At 68.4% G+C, this 12,545-nt stretch carries 29 protein-coding genes; 2 read left to right on the top strand and 27 right to left on the bottom strand.

Translation table 11 applies throughout. The features are described from left to right. Positions 1 to 15: 15 nt before the first annotated feature. Together ACWCO2_RS24395 and ACWCO2_RS24390 are read right to left on the bottom strand one after the other, a co-directional pair. Complete coding sequence (locus ACWCO2_RS24395; protein ID WP_450130075.1) at positions 16 to 717, bottom strand: hypothetical protein; 702 nt, start codon at positions 715 to 717, stop codon at positions 16 to 18. Positions 718 to 861: 144 nt separating this feature from the next. After that, the gene (locus tag ACWCO2_RS24390; protein ID WP_450130074.1) at positions 862 to 1,224 is read right to left on the bottom strand and encodes an HNH endonuclease; all 363 of its coding nucleotides are present in this window, start codon (positions 1,222 to 1,224) and stop codon (positions 862 to 864) included. 99 nt (positions 1,225 to 1,323) lie between these two features. On the opposite strand from ACWCO2_RS24390, the gene ACWCO2_RS24385 reads away from it, so the two are divergent. Beyond that, positions 1,324 to 1,695, top strand: coding sequence for a hypothetical protein (locus tag ACWCO2_RS24385; protein ID WP_450130073.1), 372 nt, complete (start codon positions 1,324 to 1,326; stop codon positions 1,693 to 1,695). On the opposite strand, the gene ACWCO2_RS24380 is transcribed toward ACWCO2_RS24385, so the two are convergent. After that, entirely contained in the window at positions 1,675 to 1,971 is a 297-nt protein-coding gene (locus ACWCO2_RS24380; protein ID WP_450130072.1) for a helix-turn-helix domain-containing protein, read from the bottom strand. The genes ACWCO2_RS24385 and ACWCO2_RS24380 overlap by 21 nt on opposite strands. Positions 1,972 to 2,080: 109 nt before the next feature. Between ACWCO2_RS24380 and ACWCO2_RS24375 the strand changes: the two genes are divergently transcribed. Further along, a complete protein-coding gene (locus ACWCO2_RS24375; RefSeq protein ID WP_450130071.1) occupies positions 2,081 to 2,203 on the top strand; it encodes a hypothetical protein in 123 nt (40 codons plus the stop codon). A gap of 262 nt (positions 2,204 to 2,465) precedes the next feature. Here ACWCO2_RS24375 and ACWCO2_RS24370 read toward each other — a convergent pair whose 3' ends face one another. The 24 genes from ACWCO2_RS24370 to ACWCO2_RS24255 all read right to left on the bottom strand — a co-directional run bounded on the left by ACWCO2_RS24370 (position 2,466) and on the right by ACWCO2_RS24255 (position 12,488). Then, complete coding sequence (locus ACWCO2_RS24370) at positions 2,466 to 2,690, bottom strand: hypothetical protein (RefSeq protein WP_450130070.1); 225 nt, start codon at positions 2,688 to 2,690, stop codon at positions 2,466 to 2,468. Between the two features lie 17 nt (positions 2,691 to 2,707). Next, positions 2,708 to 3,031 carry a DUF6221 family protein gene (locus tag ACWCO2_RS24365; protein WP_450130069.1) on the bottom strand — a complete coding sequence of 108 codons (324 nt, stop codon included), beginning with the start codon at positions 3,029 to 3,031 and terminating at the stop codon, positions 2,708 to 2,710. Positions 3,032 to 3,126: 95 nt separating this feature from the next. After that, positions 3,127 to 3,333 (bottom strand): hypothetical protein, encoded by a 207-nt coding sequence (locus tag ACWCO2_RS24360; protein WP_450130068.1) that lies wholly within the window; start codon positions 3,331 to 3,333, stop codon positions 3,127 to 3,129. A gap of 88 nt (positions 3,334 to 3,421) precedes the next feature. Then, positions 3,422 to 4,075 carry a hypothetical protein gene (locus ACWCO2_RS24355; protein ID WP_450130067.1) on the bottom strand — a complete coding sequence of 218 codons (654 nt, stop codon included), beginning with the start codon at positions 4,073 to 4,075 and terminating at the stop codon, positions 3,422 to 3,424. Positions 4,076 to 4,144: 69 nt separating this feature from the next. Beyond that, positions 4,145 to 4,630 carry a hypothetical protein gene (locus ACWCO2_RS24350; protein WP_450130066.1) on the bottom strand — a complete coding sequence of 162 codons (486 nt, stop codon included), beginning with the start codon at positions 4,628 to 4,630 and terminating at the stop codon, positions 4,145 to 4,147. Continuing rightward, positions 4,627 to 4,803: a hypothetical protein gene (locus ACWCO2_RS24345; RefSeq protein ID WP_450130065.1), complete on the bottom strand. Its 177-nt coding sequence runs from the start codon at positions 4,801 to 4,803 to the stop codon at positions 4,627 to 4,629. Before ACWCO2_RS24345 ends, ACWCO2_RS24350 begins: the two co-directional genes overlap by 4 nt. Further along, the gene (locus ACWCO2_RS24340) at positions 4,800 to 5,084 is read right to left on the bottom strand and encodes a hypothetical protein (protein WP_450130064.1); all 285 of its coding nucleotides are present in this window, start codon (positions 5,082 to 5,084) and stop codon (positions 4,800 to 4,802) included. The genes ACWCO2_RS24345 and ACWCO2_RS24340 overlap by 4 nt, the downstream gene beginning before the upstream one ends. Beyond that, positions 5,081 to 5,590, bottom strand: coding sequence for a hypothetical protein (locus tag ACWCO2_RS24335; RefSeq protein ID WP_450130063.1), 510 nt, complete (start codon positions 5,588 to 5,590; stop codon positions 5,081 to 5,083). The genes ACWCO2_RS24340 and ACWCO2_RS24335 overlap by 4 nt, the downstream gene beginning before the upstream one ends. Next, the gene (locus tag ACWCO2_RS24330; RefSeq protein WP_450130062.1) at positions 5,587 to 5,844 is read right to left on the bottom strand and encodes a hypothetical protein; all 258 of its coding nucleotides are present in this window, start codon (positions 5,842 to 5,844) and stop codon (positions 5,587 to 5,589) included. Before ACWCO2_RS24330 ends, ACWCO2_RS24335 begins: the two co-directional genes overlap by 4 nt. Further along, positions 5,841 to 6,110, bottom strand: coding sequence for a hypothetical protein (locus ACWCO2_RS24325; RefSeq protein WP_450130061.1), 270 nt, complete (start codon positions 6,108 to 6,110; stop codon positions 5,841 to 5,843). Before ACWCO2_RS24325 ends, ACWCO2_RS24330 begins: the two co-directional genes overlap by 4 nt. An 86-nt stretch (positions 6,111 to 6,196) precedes the next feature. Then, complete coding sequence (ssb, locus tag ACWCO2_RS24320) at positions 6,197 to 6,646, bottom strand: single-stranded DNA-binding protein (protein ID WP_450130060.1); 450 nt, start codon at positions 6,644 to 6,646, stop codon at positions 6,197 to 6,199. A gap of 2 nt (positions 6,647 to 6,648) precedes the next feature. Next, positions 6,649 to 7,179, bottom strand: coding sequence for a zinc finger domain-containing protein (locus ACWCO2_RS24315; protein ID WP_450130059.1), 531 nt, complete (start codon positions 7,177 to 7,179; stop codon positions 6,649 to 6,651). Beyond that, the gene (locus ACWCO2_RS24310) at positions 7,176 to 7,976 is read right to left on the bottom strand and encodes a hypothetical protein (RefSeq protein ID WP_450130058.1); all 801 of its coding nucleotides are present in this window, start codon (positions 7,974 to 7,976) and stop codon (positions 7,176 to 7,178) included. The genes ACWCO2_RS24315 and ACWCO2_RS24310 overlap by 4 nt, the downstream gene beginning before the upstream one ends. Beyond that, on the bottom strand, positions 7,976 to 8,218 hold the full coding sequence (locus tag ACWCO2_RS24305) for a hypothetical protein (RefSeq protein ID WP_450130057.1): 243 nt from the start codon (positions 8,216 to 8,218) through the stop codon (positions 7,976 to 7,978). The genes ACWCO2_RS24310 and ACWCO2_RS24305 overlap by 1 nt, the downstream gene beginning before the upstream one ends. Further along, entirely contained in the window at positions 8,215 to 8,589 is a 375-nt protein-coding gene (locus ACWCO2_RS24300) for a hypothetical protein (protein WP_450130056.1), read from the bottom strand. Before ACWCO2_RS24300 ends, ACWCO2_RS24305 begins: the two co-directional genes overlap by 4 nt. Further along, complete coding sequence (locus ACWCO2_RS24295) at positions 8,586 to 8,969, bottom strand: hypothetical protein (RefSeq protein WP_450130055.1); 384 nt, start codon at positions 8,967 to 8,969, stop codon at positions 8,586 to 8,588. The genes ACWCO2_RS24300 and ACWCO2_RS24295 overlap by 4 nt, the downstream gene beginning before the upstream one ends. After that, positions 8,966 to 9,307 (bottom strand): hypothetical protein, encoded by a 342-nt coding sequence (locus ACWCO2_RS24290; RefSeq protein ID WP_450130054.1) that lies wholly within the window; start codon positions 9,305 to 9,307, stop codon positions 8,966 to 8,968. The genes ACWCO2_RS24295 and ACWCO2_RS24290 overlap by 4 nt, the downstream gene beginning before the upstream one ends. Next, positions 9,304 to 9,648: a hypothetical protein gene (locus ACWCO2_RS24285; protein ID WP_450130053.1), complete on the bottom strand. Its 345-nt coding sequence runs from the start codon at positions 9,646 to 9,648 to the stop codon at positions 9,304 to 9,306. The genes ACWCO2_RS24290 and ACWCO2_RS24285 overlap by 4 nt, the downstream gene beginning before the upstream one ends. Continuing rightward, positions 9,645 to 10,331, bottom strand: a complete 687-nt coding sequence (locus tag ACWCO2_RS24280) for a hypothetical protein (RefSeq protein WP_450130052.1) — start codon at positions 10,329 to 10,331, stop codon at positions 9,645 to 9,647. Before ACWCO2_RS24280 ends, ACWCO2_RS24285 begins: the two co-directional genes overlap by 4 nt. Before the next feature lie 175 nt (positions 10,332 to 10,506). Then, complete coding sequence (locus ACWCO2_RS24275; RefSeq protein WP_450130051.1) at positions 10,507 to 11,070, bottom strand: hypothetical protein; 564 nt, start codon at positions 11,068 to 11,070, stop codon at positions 10,507 to 10,509. Continuing rightward, a complete protein-coding gene (locus ACWCO2_RS24270; protein WP_450130050.1) occupies positions 11,067 to 11,558 on the bottom strand; it encodes a hypothetical protein in 492 nt (163 codons plus the stop codon). Before ACWCO2_RS24270 ends, ACWCO2_RS24275 begins: the two co-directional genes overlap by 4 nt. Beyond that, on the bottom strand, positions 11,555 to 11,983 hold the full coding sequence (locus ACWCO2_RS24265; RefSeq protein WP_450130049.1) for a hypothetical protein: 429 nt from the start codon (positions 11,981 to 11,983) through the stop codon (positions 11,555 to 11,557). The genes ACWCO2_RS24270 and ACWCO2_RS24265 overlap by 4 nt, the downstream gene beginning before the upstream one ends. Next, complete coding sequence (locus ACWCO2_RS24260) at positions 11,980 to 12,192, bottom strand: hypothetical protein (RefSeq protein ID WP_450130048.1); 213 nt, start codon at positions 12,190 to 12,192, stop codon at positions 11,980 to 11,982. Before ACWCO2_RS24260 ends, ACWCO2_RS24265 begins: the two co-directional genes overlap by 4 nt. Then, complete coding sequence (locus tag ACWCO2_RS24255; RefSeq protein ID WP_450130047.1) at positions 12,189 to 12,488, bottom strand: hypothetical protein; 300 nt, start codon at positions 12,486 to 12,488, stop codon at positions 12,189 to 12,191. The genes ACWCO2_RS24260 and ACWCO2_RS24255 overlap by 4 nt, the downstream gene beginning before the upstream one ends. Between the last annotated feature and the right edge of the window lie 57 nt (positions 12,489 to 12,545).

Below are 12,545 nucleotides of genomic sequence, written 5' to 3'. Positions count from 1 at the left end.
ACCTCCTTTAGACGGCTACTTCTTCAAAACCAGGGTCAGGACGAGGCTGATCACAGGGACGACGATCGAGCCGAGCATCGTCATGCTCATTTGGAAGCGATGACGCCTCTGCAAGGGACGATCCTGGCGTCTTTCCTGCCGTGTTCCAGGGAAAAACACGGTCGTGCCGCGCCGCCGGCGCCGAATCAAAAGAGTCGGTGTTGCTATGGCGAGAAACACCAGCGTCGGGTAGATCCATTTGGGCGTGGTGGCAAAACCGTACAAGCCGATCAGGAAGGTGGTAAGAGACACCGAACTCAAGGAAAGCAACTGTGCCCAAAACGTCCGCCCGTACCTGGACCACGCCTGAGTACGTCGATACTTTGCCCACATGTCCTTCACACAGGCAACAAGGAGACCTGGCCCACGTACAAGCGTTGACTCTGGATACAGCTCGACGAGAACGTTGCCAACCCTAACGGAGATACCTTCGGCTAGTTCTTGATCTGTCACTTCCCGGAGGTCATCTACCTCTGTTGCCCTTCCCGACACAAAGAGAATCTCGACCTCGTGGCCAGACCGGTCACCACTCCGCAGCAATTCGACCAGGTCGCGAAGGTCATCGAAGTCGACGAGAAGGGATCCGAGGTGCGCTGCCGACTCATCGTAAGTTCCGTAAGGAACCAACACGTCGAGGTCATCGCGCCACTCCTCAGGGGTGTACCTCCGCAGAACCACACGCATACCATACGAAATCAAGACCTAGTACGGGATGCGGTCGTCCTCGGTCACCCGATCCCCCCGGTCGCGGATTCTGAGACGCGAAAAGCCGAGTTCCGGCGGCGCCCTGCCTCCCTGGTGGACGCTGTGCTCTGAACTCCCCTACCCCCACCCGTCAGCATGGCGGGCGCCTGATCGGTTGCGAGCGGCGTTCTCAGCGCGGGTTTTCACGTCGTGGCAGGGCCCGCAGAGGCTCTGCGCGTTGGCGTGGTCGAACATCGCGCCGCCCTGGCTCAGGGGCCGGATGTGGTCGACCTGCTCGGCGGGTTGTCCGCAGCTGCGGCAGTTCGGTTCGACGCGCAGGTGCTCGGCCTTGAACGCGATATCGCGCCGGGCGAGTCGACCGCGGGGCTGGTGTCGGCTGCGCTGCTGCCACGGCTTGCGCTTGTGCTGCTCGCATCGGCCGGTGGTGGTGAGCTCGGTGCAGCCGTCTGCGCTGCATCGGGTGGGTGGTGCTGTTGGCATGGGTTCACCCGTTTGCCGGATGCTCGATCGGATCCGGTCGACGATGTACGGGTCGAGGGGTGGCGCTCGGCTACCCCGGATGACCGAGAGGAATCGATGATGCGGTGGTGGTCCGCTGCCCTGGTGGGCGCGTGCCTGGCAGGTTTGTCGGCGTGCGGTGGCGGCTCGGCGAGCGAGGCGCCGACGGCGCAACAGGTGGTCGAGGCGTTCCAGCGTGACGGCCTGCCGGTGCCGAACCCACGGGACAACACGAGCGGGAACTGCGAGCGGCTCGGCTGCGCCCAGATGATCACGACAGATGCGGTCACCGTCATGTCGTTCCCGGATGAGGCTGCGGCTACCAGGATCGCGGACCAGTACGGCGAGGATGCGTTCCGACGTGGTGCAGTGGTGTTGCAGTACGCCGCGGCGCGAACGCCGGAAGATCAGCGGGCGAAGCTCGAAGAAGCGCTAACCACATTGGCGAAGTAGCGAGCTACGACGATGGTTCCGGTTTCGGCCGGCGCCATCGGCACTTCTTGGGTGTGAGCGGGCGAAGGACAGACCGAGCTCGCGGGCGAGCTTGGACACGGTCGAGGGCGAGCGCCCCAGGGTTTTCGCGATGTCGTTGCGGGTCTTGCCCTGCTCGTGCAGCTCGCGAGCCCGAGTCCGGTCCGAATCTGTGATCGGGGAAGCGGCCGCTTGGTCACCCCTGGTCAAGCTCCACTTTGGTCTGTTCGGTATGTACCGAACAGGGTTTCGGTACATACCGAACAGACCAAAACTGCAGGTACAGGGGGGTCTATACGACGGGGCTTGATCGTGATCCGGTAGCCTGCTCGCACTGCTCCCGATCGGAAGAAAGGGGGTGGGACGAGTGAAGCAACAACCCTGCTGCTGTGCCGAATGGCACCGCACAATGCGCATGCTGATCGTCACGATCGCGACGCTGGCGCATGGGTTGATGCTGGCAGGCCAGGGCATGTTGCCACTGGCCTGACAGCCCCTCCCACGCGGCGGCCAAGTCGGCCCAAGGCGTTCCCAGCGCCTCGGCTTGGCCGTCGCAGCTGGCGGAACCGTTCAGAGTCATCCCCGACCCCGCCTCACCGAGGTACTGTACTCGGTTACATGTTAAGCGCGGTAGGCGGTTGACTAGGTACGCTGTTTGACGTGGCGAAACAGTATCTCGCCACGTCCATTATGGACAGTTGTACACGGTCCAACCAAGCAAAACGAGCACACCTCTCCCTGCAAAAGGTGATCTAAGCAGAAGTGGCAGTCACTGTCAAATGACGGTGACCGCCAGTTTTTCGGGTGGGAATAGAACCGAGAATCGCGCCGCACTGCTGGGCGTCGTAGAGCGGTCGGCCGGTGCTGCGGTCGCGATCGGCGATGGGGCAGGCACCGCGGATGGTGTGCACCGAGCGGCCGGTGAGCCGGGCGAGGCTCGCCCGGTCGACCAGGGTGTGGCCGTCGCGGTAGCGCACGATCGGAGGGTGCGGCATCATGCCCAACGCTTCTGGTACTCCGGGTGTGCTGAGTAGGATTCGGCGATCCTCAGTAGCGCGGCCTGGCGGAGGGTGTTCTTCGGATCCTTCTCGTAGTCGTTGAGGAACGCTCGGGTGTGGATCACGTGTGTAAGGATCGAAACCTCGTTCATCCGCCGCTCGGGCTTCCCGTTGAGCGCCGTGATGCGCCGGAACGTTTCTTCGAGCTTGCCCGACAGGTGGGTGGGCAAATCGTCTTCGGAAAGCTCGCCCATGGCGTGCCGGTAGACCATCTCGTCTTCGTCCAGTCGTGCGCGGAGAAAACCGACGAGCTCGTTCATGCTGCCCCTTGGGTGATGGCTGCGCCGAAGCGCAGCAAGTCGAGACCGTGAGGGTCGCCCCTCAAGTACACGATCGGCGCAGGCCCACCCGGTCGTTACTGGTCAGCGTGTCGGTCGGCAGCAACGGCCCACGGGTCGGCGTGGTCGGCGCCGTCCTGGATCTCGGCGAGGGCTACACACAGTGCGTCCCAGGCTTCGCCGTCGGGGACGCCGAGCGCGGCAGTGCGCGCCCAAAACTGGGCTTCGGCGGCCTTCGCGGTTTTCATGCTCGCGCGCAGCTGGTCAAGGTCAAGGGTGATCATGGCCCGGATCATGCTGCTGCTGGCGGTGCTGCTCCAGCGCGACACGGCGGGTGCACGGTGAGGTCGCCCGATCATGCGGCCCCCGTCATCACGCGACCTGCTGCACGATGTTCAGCAGGTCGAGGCCGTTGTAGGTGTCGCCACAGTCCCCGCACCGGACTGCGAGGGTGTCGGTGTCGCCGACGGGCCACAGCGGGCCGGTGCAGTCGGGGCAGGGTGCGAGGGGCTGGGTGGAGTTTCCGGCGAGCCGCTGTACCTGGGCGTGGAGTTCGTGGAGGTCATCGGCGAGATCGTCGGCCCATGGCTGCGTGGTGCACCAGTCGATGTATCCGCGCAGCCACCCGGTGCCCCTGGTGATCGTCAATTCCCGTGGCGGCGCGTGGTGGTCCGCGTCGAGCCGTCGCAGTTCGGAGTGCACCCAGCCGCACAGGCGCCCGATGGTGCCGATGATGGATCGGGTGGCGCTGTCGGTGTCGTCGGGTCCGATCACGTGTCCGACGCTGCGCGGGTCAAATGCGGCGATCACATCGAGGTTCGCGGGTGGCCTGCTGGCGTAGCCGGGGGACCGCCGGCCACCATCGCCACCGCGGCCGGGTGCCGTGGTGAGGGTGGCGGCGTAGTCGTCGATTTCGCGGAGCCAGCAGCGCATCCGCTCGGCGCAGGGCTCGCAGGCGTAACGGCCGGGCTCGGCGGTGCGCTGGCAGCGGTCGATGATGCAGGGCTCGGTGTGGGCGTCGAGCACGGGGCTACCTCCGTTCCGTGGGGCGACCTGCACCGCGATGTTCGCTGTGCAGGTCCGAGGGATGGCGGGTCAGCGGCGATCGGTGCGGGCGTTGTAGGCGTTGACCTGTCGGGAGATCGCGGCCATGTCGGCGCCGATGGGCTGCGGCTCGCTGCTGAGGCAGTGATCCACCATTCCCCGCACCTGTAGCAACAGGAATTCGTCGTTCGCGCCGTCGGCGACACCAAGGATCTCTCTCAACTCACGGCGCAGGTTGTCGAGTTCGGTACGCAGTCCGGACGTGTCCGGCACGACGTCCGGGCGGGCGGACGTGTCCGAGTGTCCGAGCACGCGCGCCACGTCGGTGAGGGGCTGGCGGGGCCAGGTGGCGACATCTTCGTCTCGACGCCACTCCTGCCGCCCGTCCTCCCACCACGCCAAGGAGTCGATCTGGCCGACCTTCCAGGCGCGGCGGGTATCGGGGTCCTCGGGGCTGCCGTCCGGGTGGACGCGGACCGTGCCGATCGGGTCGGTGGCGGGGTCGTCGGTCGGTTCCGTGGTTTCGGTGGCGGTCACTGCTGGGTCTCCGTTCGTTCGATTTCGTCGGCGACGGCGCGCAGGTACGCGGCGACGCTTTCGCGGCTTGCGAGTGGGTCGGCTTCGACGTTGCCGATGTGGTGTTCGGGGCCGTCACCGGCTCGCAGGTAGACGGGTACGGACACGCGGCGCGATGACTTCCGGCCGTTCATGGGGACACCTCCCGCGGGTAGGCGTGTGGGGTGGGCCAGGCGGACACGTAGCCGCTTCGCATGGCTCGGCCGAGCTCGGCGACGTCGTGCACGGTGGCGGTCGACTCGGCGTTGTCGAGGAAGCGTGCGGGCAGGGTGAGGTTTCGGCCGTCGCGGTGACCTGCCGCGGTGAGTGCCTGCCGTACGGCGAGTTCGGCGGTGTGGTGGCGGTCGATCCGGTCGTCTTCGTCGTCTACGGCCAGGAACACGACGACGGCGACACGCGTGTCGGCGGCGGTCACGCGGGCACCTCCGGGGCGACGAACGGTTTGTCGGCTGGCCACCATCCCGACTCGACCAGCAGCGCCCGCACCTTGGCGGCGGGCAGCTGGGCCATGCGCTGTACCCACTCGTCGGCCGCGGCGTCGTCGTCTTGCGGGCGGTGGCCGGTGAGCAGCGCGACCAGGTCATCGACAGTGCAGGTCACCCACTGCTGCCCGGGGTTGGCGACCCCTTTTCGCTTGTGGACGATCAGCCCGGCCACGGCGTCGTCGTTGCCGCGTTCGAGCTCGGTCTCGGCCGCCCACTTGGCGAGCTCGACACGGGTGGTGTTCTTGCATTCGGCGACGATCCGGCCGCCGACTACGCCGGGGGTGCGCAGTCCGCCGATGTCGCCGCGGTCCTTCGCTCCGGTGCGTGCGCGGCGGTCGATCCGGTCGTCGACATAGCGGGCGAGGTAGTCGGCGATGTCGCGTTCGAAGCGGGTGCCGGCTGCCTTGGCCGACCGGCGGTTGCGGGTGTGGGTCATCGGGCACCGCCGAGCTGTTCGGTGATGGTGCGGCGCACGGTGTCCAGGCACGTCGACCACCCTTCGGTCAGGAGGTTGTGCAGCTCGGGATCGTCGCCGGGGTGTATCGGCGGCGGGGTCAGGTCGAGCACCTTGCGCAGGGCGTCGACGGCAACGACGCGGTCGGGGTGCCGGTCGCGGAACTCGTCGAGGGTGAAGCCGCTCAGCACGAGTCGGTCTTCGAGCTCGTCGAGCAAGGTGCGGGGGTCGTTCACGGCTTGGTCTCCTGGCGCTGTTCGTGGCGGGTCTTTGCGATGCGGGCGGCGAGCCGGTCGGCGTAGTCGCGGAGCGCTTCGGCGGCGGCCCGGTCGGCGGCGGTGATCTCGGCCGGGTCGATCAGCTCGCAGTCAGGGGCGTGCCATGAGGCGGCGGCGCGGAGGTCGCACACGAGCCAGTCGAGGACGGCGAGCTGGTCGGGGGTGGCCTGCCGCTCGGCGGGCCGGATCGGGTCGAGCGTGGTCGGCTTGCTGGAGTTGGTCACGATCGCTCCTTGAGCGTTTCGGGGTCCATCCGGTACTCCGGTCGGGTTTCGGGGCTGCACGGGGAATCTGGGGCCGGGAATCGGGGTCAGAACGGGGGTTCGTCGGTGGAGTTGCCGCCGCGGGGCGCGTTGCCCCACGGGTCGGCGGTGGGCGCGGACTCGGGTACGCCTTGGCGGTCGATTCGCAGCGTCTTCGCCATGTGGCGCTTGAGGTTCGGGCCGATCGCGAACAGCGCCAGCTCGATGGACTGGCCTTTGCTGCCGTCCTTGCGGTCGTAGTCGCGCACCGACAGCTCGCCGGACACGATCACCTCGTCGCCCTTGGACAGCGACTCGGCGATGTTCTCGGCGAACTGCTCCCACGCCTGCGCGCGGACGAACATCGAGCCGGCGTCCACCCACTCCCCAGCGTCGGTGCGCTTGCGCTTGTTGAACACCAGCGGCACCGTCACCACGGCCTTACCGCCAGGGGTCCAGCGCAGTTCAGGATCGGCCCACAGCCGGGCGACGTCGCCGTTGATCTTGGGCAGGGACATGGTCAGCGGTCTCCGTTCTGGAAGGCGCCCACGCGGGAGTCGTGGACGGTGGACAGGGGCACGAATTCGCCGGCGCGGTGGCCGCGGCGGATGGTGCGGGCGCACTTGCGGCCGGGGGCTGCTCCGCAGTGGGGGCAGGCGACGGCGAGCGCCGCGTGGGTCCGCTTGGGCTTGCGCTGCCACCCGAGCCGGTCGGCCACGGCCTCGATAGCGGACCGGACGCGGTCGGGGTCGGCTGCGCCATCGGTGCCGGACTCGATCTCGGCGCGCTTGGCCGCGCCGATCTCGGCGAGCCGGGCACGCTCGGCGGCGTCGCGGCGGGCCTGGATCCGCTTGGTCACCACCGCGGGGCCGATCCAGCTGCCGTCGAACGCGAAGTGGTCCTTCACGGCTTCCAGTGCCTCGGGGTAGGTCCACTTGGCGCGGGCGGCGGAGTCCAGCCATGCGGCCACGTCGGCCTCGCCGCGCTGGCGTCCGTCGTAGGCGGTGGCGGTCTTGAGCACGCCGACGATTTCGTTCTGCGTGAGGCTCATGCCGCACCGCCCGGTAGCGCGCGCAGGTGGGGCTCATCCGGGACCAGGAACGCATCGAGAGCGTCGATCCGGTCCGCCTTGGTGGTTTGCCCTGTGCGGGCGGGTGCGCGGCGCTCTGCGTCCTTCTGAGAGCGCAGCAGCCAGTTCCGCCAGGTGCGTTCCCAGTCGTGTTTGGTGGCGTCCTTGCCGGACTTCGCCGTCCAGTGGTTGACGAACATCTCGGTTTCCCGACGGCCGTCGACGTTCGGGCAGTTCTCCCGAGCCCACGTGACCATTTCGGCAGTGACCGTGAAGTCTTCGGGGATGCGGGTGGCGCGCTTGCGCGGCCCAGAAGAAGACGAAGTCTTCTTCTCTTGTGGAGTGGAGGGGAGGGGAGGGGTAGAGCCGACTCCCTCGGGGAGTCCCTCGGTGCGTCCCTCGGGCGTCCCCTGGGGACAGTCCTCGTTGACCTGGTGCGCTTCGGATTTCGCCGCTTTCGCCGCGCGTGCTCGCGCTTTCTTCTCGGCGTCTTTTTTTCGGCGCAAAAGAACTTCTTCGCGCGTCGGATTCCGGCCGTTTTCGGTCCACTGGTGGAACTGGTAGCCGCCCTCGGCGCGCACCCACAGCCCAGCGCGCACCAATTTCTCGGCCTGCGGGGTGGTCCCGAGTACGGTCACCATGTCCTCGGGCACGAACCCGTCGGTGAGCTGCTGGGCGCACCAGGATCCGGCGCGGGTCCACAGGCCGATCGCGGCGTTACCTGCTCGGACTGCCTTGCGGTGGAAGGCAAAGCCGTCATCAACGGGGAACCAGGGCATCAGGACGCCGCCTCCTTTCGTGGGTGGTTCGGCGCGAGCCGCAGGCGGTCGCGGATGCGCGCGGTGGTGTAGGTGGTCATGCGGCAGTGGGCGGCGATCTGGGGATCGGTCCAGCCGAGGTCGTGCAGCTCGGCCACTAGGCGCTCGCGGCCGGCGGTGTCGAGCACTTCGGCGGGCTGCTCGCCGAGCAGGCACGCCCGGTAGCGCGCCCGCTCGGCGATCGGTTGTGCACGGGGATTCACGCCGCGCCCCCGAGCGGCAGAGCCGGGGTCATGCCGCCGACGTCGTCGAGCAGCACCAGGCCGCGGTCATGGATCCGCACTGGGGTGTCGAGCGGGATTTGCCAGGAGCGCAGGAGCCAACCGTGCTGGTAGGCGATGGCGCGGTTGGACTCGATCCACCCGTGGCATCCGGTGGTGCCGGATCCGCACAGCAGCAGGAGGTTTGACGGCAGGTTCGTCGCCGGGTCCTTGCTGCCGCCAGCGCCACGCGGGCGCCGGTGGTGGATGTTGGTGCCGCGGGCGTGCCCGCAGCGCTCGCACAGCGGCCAGCCGCCGCGTTCGGCGCGGTGGTGCACGACGGTGCGGGTGTGGGCGGTCGGAGCTTTGCTCATGACGTGCCCGCCATCGCGTAGGCGGTGCGCACCAGCGCGCCGAGCGACTGCACCGCAGTGGCCACATCCCGCACGGTGCGCAAGTGGTCCTGCGCGGCCTCACGCTTGGTCTGGGCTATCCGGTAGTCCTGCCACTGCTCGGCGCACTGCTCGTCCACCCACGCGTCGCGCTCTGAGGTGGTGTATCCGCCACGCGTGACCCTCGGGCAGTCCGGGGACAGCATCGCCCGCCGGTACGCCGAGCGGTAGGCGATATCGGCCTGTGTCTCGGCGTCCCGCGCCGTACTCAACGCGCCTTCGGCCTTGGTGAGGTCGGTGACGCACTGGCGCAGCTTCTGCTCGATCTGCACCGGCGACAACGGCTCATACGGCGCGGTCATGCGGCATCGTCTTCCTGCGGGCATGCGATCCACACGCGGTTGCGGGACGCCCGGCGTTCCCGGCGACAGCTGCGGTACTCCCCGGCGGGCACGATCACGCGCTGCGCGGCAGCCACACCGATCACCGACGGCAGCAGGTTCGGCCGATCATCGTCGGGTTCCCCGGCGGCCTGGCGGATGTCGTCGGCGGTGAACGGCGCGCGGGCGGCGACGAATTCGGCGAGCGCGGTTTCGAGCCGGTGTCGGTAGTCGCGGTGGCCGGCGGTGGCCGCCGCGAGTGCGGCGGCCTGCCCCTCGTGCCGGTCGGCCAGGCCCAGCGCGAGCTGCCCGGCGCTCATCGCCGCACCTCCACATCGAGCGTGGCGGGCGGCTCGAACCCGACCGGAATGCCGCGGGCGTGCTGGTCGTGCCACTCGTGCAGGAGTTCCCACACGTCGTCGCCTGCTTCCCACGCGTGGCCGAGCCGTTCGGCGATCCGGTGCGCACGGTCCGGCGCGACCTGTTCCAACTCGGCCATGAGCGCGACGATGGCCAGCGCGTTGACGGGCACCAGGGCCCGCAGCAGGTCGCGGGCGGTTTCCAACGAAACGTTCTCGGCGTAGTGGAGATCCAGCGCTTTCGTTCCGCTGCGCAGGAAATCGCCGATGATCGCGCTTGGTGTGTGCGGCGTACTGCTCATGCGTCACCACCCTTGGTCCCCAGCACCGCCGACGGATTTGCGGCAAGCGCCGCGGCGAACGTGCGGATGGACTCGACGTTGGTTTCGTCGCCGAGCGCGACCTTGGTGCGGGCGTGGTACTCGGCGGCGACCGCGTCCAAGTCGAGCCCGGCGGCCTTGCACTGCTCGGCGAGTTGCGACCGGGCCTTACTTGCCGGGGACGCGGGCGGCTCGGCGGCGGGTTCGATGTGTGGTTCCTTCCTCCACAGGTCCAGCGCGACACCGAACCGCATGGCCGCGTTCCTCAAGGCGTCGCCGATGGTTTCCTTGACGGCGTCGCCGCCGCGCTTGCCGTCCGGGTGGCCGTATCCGAGCCGGGTGGTGCCGCACACCGTGAGGCGAATCCACAGCCCGTTGTTGTCATCCAGCGCGGGCCGTCCGGCGGCGTCGACCGCCATCGGTTCCCAGTTCCACTCCGGGTCGACCGACAGGAGTCGGTCGGTGAGGTCGGCGTGGCCGACGAACTCCAGGTGGATGTGCGCGCTCGTGATGAAGTTCCCGCAGGTGTCGCAACGAAATGCGCTGTGCTTGTCGCACACGCGGCCGTCGGCCTTGCTGCATGCCCTGCATGTGATCTTCGGTTTGTTGCCGATCACTTCGGTCGGGAACGGTTCCCGTAACTTCGTGTGCTGTTCGGTGTTCACGCTGGTGCTCCGGTGGAAATCGGCGCGAGGAAGTCGCGCAGAGGTTCGGGGTCGACGCACAGCGGGCACGGCGTCCGCGCCGGTGGGCGGCCGTCTAGGGGCTGCGCTTTGAGGGCTCGGTGGCCTCCGCACACCAGGCAGACAGTCCGGGGCGCGAAGGCCACAACCAACGCCGTCATGTGGTCACCACCGACGGCGTGTCGAGGGCCCGCATGGTGGCGCAGGGCCACGGGATCGGGTCCTCGTAGGCGTCGACCCCGCACGCGGGACAGTTGCCGTACTCGTCGGGCTGGTGGGTCTTGCGCACTGCGGCGATCGCGGCGCGCAGCCGGTCGACCTCGGCCACGAGCCAGTCGACGTCGGCCCGGCTGTGCTCGATGAACGTCGCGTCGGGGTTCCGGAATCCGGTGATGTCGGCCCGGTAGACTGCGGGGTCGGTGCGGCTGGTGGCGCTCGGGGCGACCTCGAAGCGGGCGAGCTGGTCGGCGTCGACCATGAGCGCGGAGCCGTCGAAGTCGTGCCAACCGCCAGGGTTCGGGCGGAAGGTCCGGCCCCGGGCGAAGCGCGGACGCGCGGACTGCATGCCCCAGCGGGCGAAGTCCATCACGATCTGCCTGCCCCAGTACTTTGTGGACAGATAGATGTGTCGCACGTCGGTGTTGCCGAACCAGCCCCACGGGCCCGGCGTGGCCTCGGCGGCGCGGGCCTTGATCTCGTCGAGTCGGTCGGTGTTGGTCATTCCGCTGCACCGCCTTGCAGCGCGGGCATGCCACCGTCGAGGCTCACCGCGCCGGTGCGCACCATTTCGGCGACGATCTCGGCCGCCTCGTGGGTGAGCCGCACCGTCACGTAGGGCTCGCCCTCGTAGATCTCCACGCCCGGCACGTCGAGGGTGCCGTCCGGCATGCACGGCTGGCCGGCGGCCTTCGTGGCATCCATGACGGCCTTCACGAACGCCTCGCGCACGATCGTCTTGTGTTCGACCTCGGCGGGGTAGTGCTCGGCGATCCAGCGGGCGAAGCGCTCAGGGTCGTTTACCCGTGCCGACTGGCGGCCCTTGCTGATCGACACCGATCCGAGCTTGCGTCCGTTGTGGACAGCGGTGACCCGGTCCTCGGGGTCGCCGGACTCGATGACGTTGACGTTGGCCTGCTGGCGGGCGGCCTTGACTCGTTCCTCCAGCACCCGCAGTACTGCGGCGGGCAGAGCAGCATCCTTGAGGTTCACGCCGACACCGCCTCCGCGTCGGCGGCCAGCAGCGGAGCACAACGCCACTCGAACGTCTCGACCTCTTCGGTGACCTCGATCATCGGCACCACGGCCGAGGGGTCCGGCACCTTCCGCGTCACGGTCTCCGTGCCGGTGACCACCCGCTCACACACCGCGCCGCGGTTGCCGAGAGCCATTGCCTTGAACGGTCCCCACGAGATCGACAGGTTGTAGAGGCTCACGCCGATGTCCTTCTCGACCTTCGCTCCGTGCTTCAACGCGGCGCGGGCGATCGCGGCCATTTCCTCGGCGCTCTGCGGATGCCACACGTGGATGCCGTGGATTCCGCCGAGGTAGGTAGCCCGAATTTCGGGGTGTGCCTCGATCATGTCGGCGAGGGCGCGCAGTCCGGCGGCCTGCTGCTGGGCGAGCGTTTCGGTCATCGGGTCACCTCGGCGAAGTCGGTGGGAACCGCGGGTGCGGTGGTGGGGTTCGGGGGCAGCTGGCACGGGCGCAGGCGCAGGTCGTTGTGGATCACGTGGCGGTCACCGTCGACGTAGCGGGCGGCGTGGGCGCAGAGGGCGCACGGGGCGCCGAGCAGCGGCAGCAGCACCGGGCCGTAGAGCGGCGGGGCGGACTCGACGGCGGTCATCGGGTCACCGCCGCGAGCTGGTCGGCGATCAGCAGCCGCGCCGCGTGGAAGGTGCAGAACGCGCGGCCGATGTAGCCGCGCAGTTCCCACACTCCGGGCGTGGCGCACGGGTACCAGGCGCCGCCGTTGCAGTGCCGACCGGGCAGTGCGAGCCAGGCGCGGTTGTCCTGCTCGACCAAGTCGTGGTCGGCGCGGGCACGGGATTCGGTGTGCATGCCCAGCGCCTCAAGGAAGGTCGGCGACACGTCGGTGCGTTCGGCGTCGGTTTCCGGCGGGATAGGCTTTGTTGCAGCCATTGAGAGCTCCTATCTCTCGTGGTAGCGGGTCGCCGCGCTCTTGGAGGGGAGCGGCGG

The organism is Saccharopolyspora sp. NPDC002376 (assembly GCF_053593195.1).
Note: the sequence above shows the minus strand (reverse complement) of the source record. Positions and strands in the feature narration are given on the sequence as shown.

Bases quoted from the DNA above. Each gene is read 5' to 3' on its own strand.
- ACWCO2_RS24335 (WP_450130063.1), bottom strand. From the start codon at position 5,590: ATGACCCACACCCGCAACCGCCGGTCGGCCAAGGCAGCCGGCACCCGC.
- ACWCO2_RS24385 (WP_450130073.1), top strand. From the start codon at position 1,324: ATGCGGTGGTGGTCCGCTGCCCTGGTGGGCGCGTGCCTGGCAGGTTTG.
- ACWCO2_RS24360 (WP_450130068.1), bottom strand. From the start codon at position 3,333: ATGATCACCCTTGACCTTGACCAGCTGCGCGCGAGCATGAAAACCGCG.
- ACWCO2_RS24300 (WP_450130056.1), bottom strand. From the start codon at position 8,589: ATGAGCAAAGCTCCGACCGCCCACACCCGCACCGTCGTGCACCACCGC.
- ACWCO2_RS24255 (WP_450130047.1), bottom strand. From the start codon at position 12,488: ATGGCTGCAACAAAGCCTATCCCGCCGGAAACCGACGCCGAACGCACC.
- ACWCO2_RS24390 (WP_450130074.1), bottom strand. From the start codon at position 1,224: ATGCCAACAGCACCACCCACCCGATGCAGCGCAGACGGCTGCACCGAG.
- ACWCO2_RS24345 (WP_450130065.1), bottom strand. From the start codon at position 4,803: ATGAACGGCCGGAAGTCATCGCGCCGCGTGTCCGTACCCGTCTACCTG.
- ACWCO2_RS24290 (WP_450130054.1), bottom strand. From the start codon at position 9,307: ATGAGCGCCGGGCAGCTCGCGCTGGGCCTGGCCGACCGGCACGAGGGG.
- ACWCO2_RS24260 (WP_450130048.1), bottom strand. From the start codon at position 12,192: ATGACCGCCGTCGAGTCCGCCCCGCCGCTCTACGGCCCGGTGCTGCTG.
- ACWCO2_RS24275 (WP_450130051.1), bottom strand. From the start codon at position 11,070: ATGACCAACACCGACCGACTCGACGAGATCAAGGCCCGCGCCGCCGAG.
- ACWCO2_RS24310 (WP_450130058.1), bottom strand. From the start codon at position 7,976: ATGCCCTGGTTCCCCGTTGATGACGGCTTTGCCTTCCACCGCAAGGCA.
- ACWCO2_RS24285 (WP_450130053.1), bottom strand. From the start codon at position 9,648: ATGAGCAGTACGCCGCACACACCAAGCGCGATCATCGGCGATTTCCTG.
- ACWCO2_RS24380 (WP_450130072.1), bottom strand. From the start codon at position 1,971: ATGTACCGAAACCCTGTTCGGTACATACCGAACAGACCAAAGTGGAGC.
- ACWCO2_RS24315 (WP_450130059.1), bottom strand. From the start codon at position 7,179: ATGAGCCTCACGCAGAACGAAATCGTCGGCGTGCTCAAGACCGCCACC.
- ssb (WP_450130060.1), bottom strand. From the start codon at position 6,646: ATGTCCCTGCCCAAGATCAACGGCGACGTCGCCCGGCTGTGGGCCGAT.
- ACWCO2_RS24365 (WP_450130069.1), bottom strand. From the start codon at position 3,031: ATGAACGAGCTCGTCGGTTTTCTCCGCGCACGACTGGACGAAGACGAG.
- ACWCO2_RS24265 (WP_450130049.1), bottom strand. From the start codon at position 11,983: ATGACCGAAACGCTCGCCCAGCAGCAGGCCGCCGGACTGCGCGCCCTC.
- ACWCO2_RS24295 (WP_450130055.1), bottom strand. From the start codon at position 8,969: ATGACCGCGCCGTATGAGCCGTTGTCGCCGGTGCAGATCGAGCAGAAG.